At 72.4% G+C, this 10,391-nt stretch carries 8 protein-coding genes; 3 read left to right on the top strand and 5 right to left on the bottom strand.

The features are described from left to right. A partial coding sequence (locus EHS43_RS26565; RefSeq protein ID WP_125193277.1) for an alpha/beta fold hydrolase occupies positions 1-379 on the bottom strand: 379 nt, incomplete at its 3' end. A 213-nt stretch (positions 380-592) separates the two neighbouring features. Here EHS43_RS26565 and paaK point away from each other — a divergent pair. Next, positions 593-1,888 carry a phenylacetate--CoA ligase PaaK gene (gene paaK, locus EHS43_RS26560; protein ID WP_125193276.1) on the top strand — a complete coding sequence of 432 codons (1,296 nt, stop codon included), beginning with the start codon at positions 593-595 and terminating at the stop codon, positions 1,886-1,888. Between the two features lie 6 nt (positions 1,889-1,894). Here the strand turns inward: paaK and EHS43_RS26555 are convergent, their stop codons facing one another. After that, complete coding sequence (locus tag EHS43_RS26555; RefSeq protein WP_125193275.1) at positions 1,895-3,391, bottom strand: acyl-CoA synthetase; 1,497 nt, start codon at positions 3,389-3,391, stop codon at positions 1,895-1,897. 63 nt (positions 3,392-3,454) lie between these two features. Between EHS43_RS26555 and EHS43_RS26550 the strand changes: the two genes are divergently transcribed. Then, positions 3,455-5,863: a penicillin acylase family protein gene (locus tag EHS43_RS26550; RefSeq protein WP_125193274.1), complete on the top strand. Its 2,409-nt coding sequence runs from the start codon at positions 3,455-3,457 to the stop codon at positions 5,861-5,863. Between the two features lie 9 nt (positions 5,864-5,872). On the opposite strand, the gene EHS43_RS26545 is transcribed toward EHS43_RS26550, so the two are convergent. From EHS43_RS26545 to EHS43_RS26535, 3 genes are all read right to left on the bottom strand, one after another. Continuing rightward, positions 5,873-7,426: an acyl-CoA synthetase gene (locus tag EHS43_RS26545; RefSeq protein WP_125193273.1), complete on the bottom strand. Its 1,554-nt coding sequence runs from the start codon at positions 7,424-7,426 to the stop codon at positions 5,873-5,875. Further along, a complete protein-coding gene (locus EHS43_RS26540; protein ID WP_125193272.1) occupies positions 7,423-8,532 on the bottom strand; it encodes a nitronate monooxygenase in 1,110 nt (369 codons plus the stop codon). Before EHS43_RS26540 ends, EHS43_RS26545 begins: the two co-directional genes overlap by 4 nt. Positions 8,533-8,602: 70 nt before the next feature. Next, entirely contained in the window at positions 8,603-9,454 is an 852-nt protein-coding gene (locus tag EHS43_RS26535; protein ID WP_125193271.1) for a helix-turn-helix transcriptional regulator, read from the bottom strand. Between the two features lie 87 nt (positions 9,455-9,541). On the opposite strand from EHS43_RS26535, the gene EHS43_RS26530 reads away from it, so the two are divergent. Then, on the top strand, positions 9,542-10,318 hold the full coding sequence (locus EHS43_RS26530) for an SDR family NAD(P)-dependent oxidoreductase (RefSeq protein WP_125193270.1): 777 nt from the start codon (positions 9,542-9,544) through the stop codon (positions 10,316-10,318). Positions 10,319-10,391: the final 73 nt, after the last annotated feature.

Raw genomic sequence — 10,391 nt, 5'->3', positions numbered from 1 at the left:
TCTTGCGCGCGGGGACGTCACCCAGGACCAGCCGCCGTACGGCACCCGGCGCGTGCTGGGCGAGGAGACAGGCGACGGCCCCGCCGAGCGAATGGCCCACGACGTCGGCACGCTCGACGCCGAGCGCGGCCAGGAAGCCGAGCATGTCGTCGCGCATCGCCTCGTACGCGTACGCCCCCGGCCAGTCGCTGCGCCCGTGCCCCCGCAGGTCGGGCGCGTACACGCGGCGCGGACGCGCCCCCGTGGCCAGCCGCTCGGCGATCCCGGTCCAGTCCGCCCCGTCCGCGCCCCGGCAGTGCAGCAGCAGCGCGGGCGGCGCCTCCTCGGGGCCCCAGGACCGGTACGCGAGGGTGATGCCGTTCGCCTTGACGGTGTCCATGCCGACGAACGTATCCGGTGGGATGATCGGCCATGCTCCCGCTCTGCCCAGGGCAGAACGCCGCTCCGGAGGGCGGTGGCCGGCCGGTGGGCGCGGACCCCGAATCGGGCCGGGCCCTTGCCTCGGTCCGCCTCACCTGGATTACTGATCCCCAGCACCACGACCGAATGATCGGTCGCCCGCAATGGCAGGGTTGGCGAAAGGGACGTTCCGATGACGGATGCGGCGCAGCTGCTGGACTCGGGGGAACGGCTGGATGCCGGGGCGCTGCGGGCGCTCCAGCTGGAGCGGCTGCGGGCCTCGCTGCGGCACGCCTACGAACACGTGCCCTTCTACCGGGAGTCCTTCGACAAGGCGGGGGTCCGGCCGGACGACTGCCGGTCCCTGGCCGATCTGGCCCTGTTCCCGTTCACCACCAAGGCCGACCTGCGCGAGAACTATCCGTACGGGATGTTCGCCGTGCCCCGGGACCATGTGCGCCGCATCCATGCCTCCAGTGGCACCACCGGGCGCCCCACGGTCGTCGGCTACACCGACAACGATCTCTCCCTGTGGGCCGACATGGTGGCGCGCTCCCTGCGGGCGGCGGGCGCCCGGCCCGGCGACGTGGTCCACGTGGCCTACGGATACGGGCTGTTCACGGGCGGCCTCGGCGCGCACTACGGCGCCGAACGGCTCGGCTGCACGGTCGTCCCCGCCTCCGGCGGCATGACGGCCCGCCAGGTCCAGCTCATCCAGGACCTGGAGCCCGGGATCATCATGGTGACCCCCTCCTACATGCTGACGCTCCTCGACGAGTTCGAGCGGCAGGGCGTCGATCCGCGCGGCACCTCCCTGCGTGTCGGCGTCTTCGGTGCCGAACCGTGGACCGAGGAGATGCGCCGGGAGATCGAGGAGCGGTTCGCCATCGACGCCGTGGACATATACGGGCTGTCGGAGGTGATCGGCCCGGGAGTCGCACAGGAGTGCGTGGAGACCAAGGACGGGCTCCATGTGTGGGAGGACCACTTCTACCCGGAGATCGTCGACCCGATCACCGGGGAGGTCCTGCCGGACGGTGAGAGGGGTGAGCTGGTGTTCACCTCGCTCACCAAGGAGGCCATGCCCGTCGTCCGGTACCGCACCCGTGATCTGACCCGGCTGCTGCCGGGCACGGCCCGGGTGTTCCGCCGGATGGAGAAGGTAACCGGCCGCAGCGACGACATGGTGATCCTGCGCGGGGTGAACCTCTTCCCCACGCAGATCGAGGAGATCGTCCTGCGCACCCCGGGCGTGGCGCCCCACTTCCAGCTCCGGCTCACCCGTGAGGGCCGTCTCGACGCCCTGACCGTGCGGGCGGAGGCCCGGCCGGACGCCACACCCGAGAGCAGGGACGCGGCCGCGCACGCCATCGCCGCGGCCGTGAAGGACGGCGTCGGGGTGTCGGTCGGCGTCGAGATCGTCGAACCGGAGTCCCTGGAGCGGTCCGTCGGAAAGATCCGCCGGATCGTCGACCTGCGGCCCCGCTAGGGCCTGTCAAAGGGAGAACCGGTCCCGCAGCTCCCGTTTGAGGATCTTCCCGCTGGCGTTGCGCGGCAGCTCGTCCACGAACAGCACCCGCTTGGGCGCCTTGAAGTGGGCGAGCTTCTCCCGTACGTGCTCCAGGAGTTCGGCCTCGGTGACCTCGCCGCGCGGCACGACGACCGCGGTGACGGCCTCGATCCAGCGCTCGTCGGGCAGGCCGATCACGGCGGCCTCGGCGACGCCGTCGTGGGTGTACAGCGCGTCCTCGACCTGGCGGGAAGCGACCAGCACCCCACCGGAGTTGATGACGTCCTTCACCCGGTCGACGATGGTGAAGTAGCCGTGCGCGTCCCGCACCGCGAGGTCGCCGGAGTGGAACCAGCCGTCCCGGAAGGCCGCCTCGGTCTCCTCGGGCTTGTCCCAGTAGCCCTCGCACAACTGCGGTGACCGGTAGACGATCTCACCGGGCGTGCCGTCCGGAACCTCCTTGCCCTCCTCGTCCACGACCCGCGCGTCCACGAACAGGACGGTCCGGCCGCAGGAGTCCATCCGCCCCTTGTGCTCGTCGGGCGCGAGGACGGTGGCCAGCGGGCCGATCTCGCTCTGGCCGAAGCAGTTGTAGAAGGCCAGCTTCGGCAGTCTCTCGCGCAGCCGCTCCAGGACGGGCACCGGCATGATCGAGGCTCCGTAGTACGCCTTGCGCAGGCCGCCGAGGTCACGCGTGGCGAAGTCGGGGCGGTCGGCCAGGCCGATCCACACCGTGGGCGGCGCGAACAGGCTGTCCGCGCGGCCCTGTTCGATCAGGTCGAAGAGCTGGTCGCCGTCGGGGGCGTCGAGGATGACGTTCGTCGCGCCGACCGCGAGATACGGCAGCAGGAAGACGTGCATCTGTGCGGAGTGGTACAGCGGCAGCGAGTGCACCGGCCGGTCCCCCGCGCTCAGGTCGCAGGCGGTGATCGCGCTCAGGTACTCGTGCACCAGGGCGCGGTGGGTCATCATCGCGCCCTTCGGCAGGGCGGTCGTCCCGGAGGTGTACAGCAGCTGGACGAGGTCCTCGCTGCGCGGTTCGGGGCCGTCGTACGGCTCGGTCGCGGCCAGGCCGGCGAGCAGTGAGCCGTCGGCGTCCCGCAGCGGCAACGTCCGTACGCCGTCCGGGAGTCGGTCCGCGAGGCCGGGATCGGCCAGGACGAGGGCACTGCCCGACTGGCCGACGAGGTACGCCAGATCGTCGCCGGTGAGGTTCTGGTTGACCGGCACGTGCACCAGTCCGGCGCGGGCGCAGGCGAGGAAGGCGATCAGATACGCGTCCGAGTTGTGGCCGTAGGCGGCGACCCGGTCACCCCGGTCGAGGCCCTGGTCGAGGAGCAGGCGCGCCGCGCGGGAGACGGCGTCGTCGAGTTCCTCGTACGTCCATGAGCGCGCGCCGTACTCCACCGCGACGCGCGCCGGGGTGCGCCGCGCGCTGCGCCGCAGCACTCCGTCAACCGTACTGCCGTGTCCAGGCGTCATACGGGACAACCTACCGGTTGGTACGCTCAACCGCTCCTTCCCTCAATGACGTTGGGAGGCACGATGCGCACCCGCCCCAGACGCGCCGTCGTCGCGGCCGTCGCCCTGTTCGCCGCCGTCGGCACCCTGCCGGCCGCAGCCGCGCAGGACCAGCAGAGACAGCACCACCCCTCGCACGGCGGTCTGTCCGCCACCATCCGTTACACCGAGTACGGCATCCCGCACATCCTCGCGAAGAACTACGCGGACCTCGGCTTCGGCACCGGGTGGGCGCAGGCCGCCGACCAGGTGTGCGCCCTCGCCGACGGGTTCGTGACCGTGCGCGGCGAGCGTTCGCGCTACTTCGGGGCCGACGCGGCCGCGGACTCCGCGCTCTCCTCGGCCACGAAGAACGTCTCCAGCGACCTGTACTTCCGCGGCGTGCGGGAGGCCGGGACGGTGGAGAAGCTGATGGCCACGCCCGCGCCACGGGGCCCGAGCCACGAGGTGAAGGACCTGATGCGGGGCTTCGCGGCGGGCTACAACGCCTGGCTGGCGAAGAACCGCGTCACCGACCCGGCGTGCCGGGGCGCCGACTGGGTGCGTCCCGTGTCGGTCCGGGACGTGGCCGCGCGCACCTACGCGCTCGCCGTGCTGGGCGGCCAGGGCCGGGCCGTGGACGGCATCACCGCCGCGCAGCCGCCCGCGCCCACCGCCCCGACGGCCGCCCCTACGGCCGCCGCGCCGGACGCCCGGGAGGCCGCCCGCGCGGCCCGCGAGCTGTTCGCCGCCGACTCCGCCGACATGGGCTCCAACGCGGTCGCCTTCAGCGGGGCCACGACGGCGAACGGCCGCGGCCTCCTCCTCGGCAACCCCCACTACCCCTGGCAGGGCGGTCGCCGCTTCTGGCAGTCGCAGCAGACCATCCCCGGCGAACTGAACGTCGCGGGCGGTTCGCTCCTCGGTTCGGCGACGGTCTCCATAGGCCACAACGCGCAGGTGGCCTGGAGCCACACCGTGGCCACCGGCATCCCCCTCGACCTGCACCAGCTCACCCTGGACCCGGCCGACCCGACCACCTATCTCGTGGACGGCAGACCGGAGCGGATGACCGAACGCCGGGTGACCGTCGCCGTCCAGGGCGGCGCACCGGTGACGCGGTCCCAGTGGTGGACGCGGTACGGCCCGGTCGTCACCTCGCTCGGGGCCGCGCTGCCGCTGCCCTGGACGACCACGACGGCGTACGCGCTGGGCGACCCGAACGCCACCAACCTGCGTGCCTCGGACACCGCCCTCGGCTTCAGCAAGGCCCGCAGCACGGGCGACGTGCTGGGCTCGCTGCGGCGCACGCAGGGGCTGCCGTGGGTCAACACCATCGCCGCCGACGCGCGCGGGCACACGCTGTTCACGCAGTCGCAGGTGCTCCCCCGGATCACCGACGAACTGGCGCAGCGCTGCTCCACTCCCCTGGGCAAGGTCACCTATCCCGCCTCGGGAGTGGCGGTCCTCGACGGCTCACGCGGCGACTGCGCCCTCGGCAGTGACCCGGACGCCGTGCAGCCGGGCATTTTCGGCCCGGCGAGGATGCCGGTCCTGAAGGACGCGCCGTACGCGGAGAACTCCAACGACAGCGCCTGGCTGGCCAACGCCGAGCGCCCGCTGACGGGTTACGAGCGGGTCTTCGGCACCGTGGGCACCCAGCGCTCGTTGCGTACACGGGGCGCCGTCCAGGACGTGTCCGCGATGGCCGCGCGCGGAAAGCTGACCGTACGGGATCTCCAGGCACAGCAGTTCGCGAACCGGGTGCCCGCGGGCGACCTGGTGGCGGCCGACGCGGCGCAGGCGTGTGCGGCTCTGCCCGGCGGCACGGCGACGGGCAGTGACGGCAGGGCCGTGGACGTCCGCGCGGCCTGCCGGGTGCTCGCGGCCTGGGACCGCACCGCGAACACCGGCAGCCGGGGCGCCCTCCTCTTCGACCGGCTGTGGCGGAGGCTGCCCGTGGCCCAGCTGTGGAAGGTGCCGTTCTCGGCGGCCGACCCGGTGCACACGCCGAACACCCTCGACACCGCCTCACCCGCCTTCACCAGGGCCCTCGCCGACACGGTCACCGAACTCGGGGCCGCGGGCATCGCGCTGGACTCCCGGCTCGGCGAGCACCAGTTCGTCGTGCGCAACGGCAAGCGCATCGCCGTGCCGGGCGGCACCGAGTCGCTGGGGGTGTGGAACAAGGTCGAGCCGGTGTGGGACCCGGCGGGCGGCGGATACACGGAGGTGACGACCGGGTCCAGCTACATCCAGGCGGTGGGCTGGGACGGCGGCCGCTGTCCGGTGGCCCGGACCCTGCTGACGTACTCCCAGTCCTCGAACCCGAACTCGCCGCACTTCAGCGACCAGACCCGGCTGTTCTCCGAGGAGAGGTGGGTGACCTCCCGGTTCTGCGAGAAGGACATCCTGACCTCGCCCGCGCTGCGGATCGTGCGGGTGCGCTCCTGAGGCCGGGGCTCACACCGGTCGTGAGCGCCCTTCCCAGTGGGGGTCCCGCAGGCGTCGCTTGTACAGCTTGCCGTTGGGATCGCGGGGCATCTCGGTGATGAAGTCGACGCTCTTCGGGCACTTGTAGCCCGCGAGCCGTTCGGCGCAGTGGGCGAGGATGTCGGTGGCCAGGTCCGGCCCGGGTGTGTGTCCCGGGGCCGGTTCCACCACGGCCTTGACCTCCTCGCCCCAGTCGTCGTGCGGGATGCCGAAGGCGGCGGCGTCGGCGACGGCGGGGTGCTGGAGCAGCACGGACTCGATCTCGGCGGGGTAGATGTTCACCCCGCCGGAGATGATCATGTCGATCTTGCGGTCGCGGAGGAAGAGGTAGCCGTCCTCGTCGAGGAGGCCGAGGTCGCCGACGGTGAAGAAGTCGCCGATGCGGTTCTTGCGCGTCTTGGCCTCGTCCTTGTGATAGGCGAAGCCGCCGGTGTTCATCTTCAGGTACACGGTGCCGAGTTCGCCGGGCGGCAGCCGGTTGCCGTCGTCGTCGAAGATCGCGAGCTCGCTGATGGGCCAGGCCTTGCCGACCGTGCCGGGCTTCTTCAGCCAGTCCTCGGCGGTGGCGAAGGCTCCGCCGCCCTCGCTGGCCGCGTAGTACTCCTCGACACAGGGGCCCCACCAGTCGAGCATCGCCCGCTTCACGTGGTCGGGGCAGGGCGCGGCGCCGTGGATGGCGTGCCGCATGGAGGAGACGTCGTAGCGCGCCTTCACGTCGTCGGGCAGGGCGAGCAGCCGGTGGAACTGGGTCGGGACCATGTGGGTGTGGGTGCACCGGTGCGCGTCGATCAGGCGCAGCATCTCCTCGGGCGTCCACTTGTCCATCAGGACCAGTGGGTGCCCGATGTGCAGGGACGCGGCCGCGAACTGAAGGACGGCCGTGTGGTACAGCGGCGAGCAGACGAGGTGGACGTTGTCGTCGAAGGGCCGGATGCCGAAGATGCCGAGGAAGCCGCCGAGGTAGGCCTCCTCGGGCAGCTTGCCGGGCAGTGGGCGGCGGATGCCGCGCGGGCGGCCCGTCGTGCCCGAGGTGTAGTTCATGACCCAGCCGAGTTCACGGTCCGCGGGCGGCGAGTCCGGCTGCCCGTCGAGGAGTTCGGGGTACGGCCGGAAGCCCTCGACCTCGCCGACGGCGTACCGGTGGCTCGCGGGCAGGCCCGCCTCGTCGGCCGCCTGTCGGGCCGCGCCGGCGAAGCGTTCGTGGGCGAGGAGCACCTTGGCGCCGGAGTCGGCGACGATCCAGGCGATCTCGGGGGCGACGAAGTGGTGGTTGACCGGGACCAGGTAGAAGCCGGCCTGACTGGCGGCCAGATGCGCGGCGAAGAACTCCGCGCTGTTGGGCAGGACGACGGCGAAGGCGTCCCCGCGTTCGAGACCGGCGGCCCGCAGTCCGTGCACGAGTTGGTTGGCGGCGGCGTGCAGACGGCCGGCCGTCCACCGTTCGCCGTCGGGCGCGACGAGGACCGTACGCTCGGGGTCGGCCGCCGCCTGGGACCAGAAGCCCGCGGGGGGTGTGCTCGTCACTTGCCGCTCCTTCCGGCGATGCGGTTGATGCGATCGACGGCTCGCTCGAAGCCGCGGGTGAGGTCGTCGAAGACGGCCTGGACGCTGCGTTCGCTGGTCATCCGGCCGACGATCTGGCCGACCGGCGTGCCCAGCAGGGGCTCCACCTCGTACTTCTGGATGCGTGAGACCGCGTCGGCGACCAGCAGGCCCTGCAGGGGCATGGGCAGGGTGCCGGGCCCGTCGGCGGAGTCCCAGGCATCGGTCCATTCGGTACGGAGCTGGCGTGCGGGCTTGCCGGTCAGCGCGCGGGAGCGGACGGTGTCGCCGGAGCCGGCCGCTAGCAGCTTCTCGATCAGCTTGGGTGAGGGCAGTTCGGCCTCGGTGGTGGTCAGCCATATGGAGCCCAGCCACACACCCTGGGCGCCGAGTGCCAGTGCGGCCGCCACCTGTGGCCCGCTGCCGATGCCGCCGGCGGCCAGCACGGGCAGCGGATCCACGGCGTCGACGACGTCCGGGGTGAGGACCATGGAGGCGATGTCCCCGGTGTGGCCGCCGGCCTCGTAGCCCTGCGCGACCACGATGTCGATGCCGGCTTCCTTGTGCTTGACCGCGTGCCGGGCGCTGCCCGCGAGGGCGGCGACCAGGACGTCCCGCTCGTGCGCGCGGGCGACCACGTCGGCGGGCGGGGAGCCGAGGGCGTTGGCGAGCAGCCGGATCGGATAGTCGAAGGCGACGTCCAGCTGGTTGCGGGCGACCTGCTCCATCCAGCCGGTGATGCGCCACCCGGACGCCTCTCCCTCGGCGAGTTCGGGCACCCCGTACTTGGCGAGGGTGTCCTGGACGAACCGCCGGTGCCCCTCGGGGATCATCGCCTCGACGTCCGCCTCGGACACCCCCTCGACCTTCTTGGCGGGCATGACGACGTCCAGGCCGTACGGCTTGCCGTCGACGTGGGCCTCGATCCAGTCGAGGTCGCGTTTGAGTTCGTCGGGGGCCGTGTAGCGGACCGCGCCGAGCACTCCGAAGCCGCCGGCCCGGCTGATGGCCGCGGCGACGGCGGGGAACGGCGTGAAGCCGAAGACGGCGTGCTCGACTCCCAGTTTCTTGCTCAGCTCCGTCTGCATGGGCGCAGGATGCCGCAGACCCGATGACGACGGAAGAGGTTTTCTGATGCTCCGTCAGATTCTGGTCGGCTCAGCCGGGCACGTCCAGCCGCTGGGTGCCGACGACCGACAGCAGCCGGAGCGCCTCTTCCGACGGGGAGCCGGGAGAGGCCGTGTAGATCACGACCCGCTGGTCGCGGTCGGCGATGTCCAGGACGTCGCAGTTGACCTCGACCGGGCCGACCACGGGATGGTCGAAGGTCTTGCGGAGGGTGGGGGCGGCCGTGACGTCATGGGCGGCCCACAGCCGCGCGAACTCCTCGCTCTTCTCCAGCAGTTCGGCCACCAGGCCGGTCAGCTCGGCGTCGTCGGGATAGCGGGCGGAGGCGGCGCGCAGCTGCTGCACCGCGGAGCGGGCGAACTCCCCCGCGTCCGAGACCCCGTACAGCCGCCGCCCCTCGGGATGCGGGCCGAGGAACACCCGCCGGACGAGGTTGCGGTCACGGCGCGGCAGGGCGGAGAAGTCCTCCATGAGGGCGGCCGCCAGGTCGTTCCAGGCGATGACCTCGTGGGCCGCCGAGATGACGAACGCGGCGGCCCGCGGCAGCCGGTGCAGCAGGTCGACGATGCTCCGGCGCACCTCGCGGGAGGGACCGGACGGCGGGCCGGGCGGGGTGCCCGCGAGATGGTGGAGGTGGTCGCGCTCGGCGTCCGACAGCCGCAGGGCGCGGGCCACCTGCGCCAGGACCTCCAGCGAGGGACGGGGTGCGCGGGCCTGCTCCAGCCGGGTGTAGTACTCGGTGGAGATGTACGCCAGCTGCGCCACCTCCTCGCGGCGCAGGCCCGGTGTGCGGCGGCGCGCTCCGGCAGGCAGCCCCACGTCGGAGGGGGCGATGCGGGCGCGCCGGCTGCGCAGGAATTCGGCCAGTTCTCGTCGGTCCACGTCCCCAGTGTGCGCGGACGCGGACGGGCCGAGCCAGGCACTGCCGGTGCCTGGTTGGGAGCAGCGGCCGGACGCAGGCTCGTCGGCATGGACCACACCACGATCACACCCCTGCTCGCCGACAAGGTCGCCTTCGTCACCGGTGCCGGGCGCGGCATCGGCGCCGCGGCCGCACGGCTGTTCGCCCGCGAAGGAGCCCGTGTCCTGCTAGCGGCCCGCACCGAATCCGAACTCAAGGCGGTCACCGAGGAGATCCGCGCGGCGGGCGGCACCGCGGACCACGTCCGCTGCGACCTGGCCGACCCGGCGAGCGTCCGGGCCGCCGTGGACCGGGCCGTCGAGCTGTACGGCAGGCTCGACGTCGCCTTCAACAACGGGGCCACCATCCAGCATCCGGGCCCGCTGGACCAGCTGTCCGAGGAGGAGTTCGACCATGTCGTCTCCGTCAACCTCAAGGGCCCCTGGCTGGCCATGAACGCCGAGATCGCCGCGATCCGGGCCACCTCCGGCACCGGCGCCATCGTGAACAACTCCAGCGTCGGCAGCCTGATGGCCAACCCGTGGCTGCCCGCGTACGGCGCCGCCAAGCGGGCGGTCAACAGCCTCACCGCGTCGGCCGCCGCCACGTACGGACCGGAGGGCATCCGGGTCAACGCGATCGCCCCCGGCGGGACGCTGACCAAGATGATCGACGACTGGGAGGCCGCCACCCCGGGCATCCTGGAACAGCTCGTCACGGCGACCCCGCTGGGCCGCGGTGCCGACCCCGCGGAGATCGCCGAGGCCGCGGCCTGGCTCCTGAGCGACCGTGCCTCGTACGTCACCGGTGTGGTGCTGCGGGTCGACGGCGGCAGCCGCGCCTGAGGGGCCGGGTGCGCGGGCGGGCCGTCAGGCGCCGGGTTCCTCCAGGACGGCCATCGCCGCGTTGTGCCCCGGC

The sequence above is a fragment of the Streptomyces sp. RP5T genome (assembly GCF_003933965.1).
Classification (GTDB): Bacteria; Actinomycetota; Actinomycetes; order Streptomycetales; family Streptomycetaceae; genus Streptomyces.
The sequence above is the reverse complement of the archived record's forward strand: the minus strand, read 5'-3'. Positions and strand labels throughout refer to the sequence as shown.

Coding starts and splice junctions, on each gene's coding strand:
- EHS43_RS26555 (WP_125193275.1), bottom strand. CDS start 3,391: ATGACGCCTGGACACGGCAGTACGGTTGACGGAGTGCTGCGGCGCAGC.
- EHS43_RS26550 (WP_125193274.1), top strand. CDS start 3,455: ATGCGCACCCGCCCCAGACGCGCCGTCGTCGCGGCCGTCGCCCTGTTC.
- paaK (WP_125193276.1), top strand. CDS start 593: ATGACGGATGCGGCGCAGCTGCTGGACTCGGGGGAACGGCTGGATGCC.
- EHS43_RS26540 (WP_125193272.1), bottom strand. CDS start 8,532: ATGCAGACGGAGCTGAGCAAGAAACTGGGAGTCGAGCACGCCGTCTTC.
- EHS43_RS26530 (WP_125193270.1), top strand. CDS start 9,542: ATGGACCACACCACGATCACACCCCTGCTCGCCGACAAGGTCGCCTTC.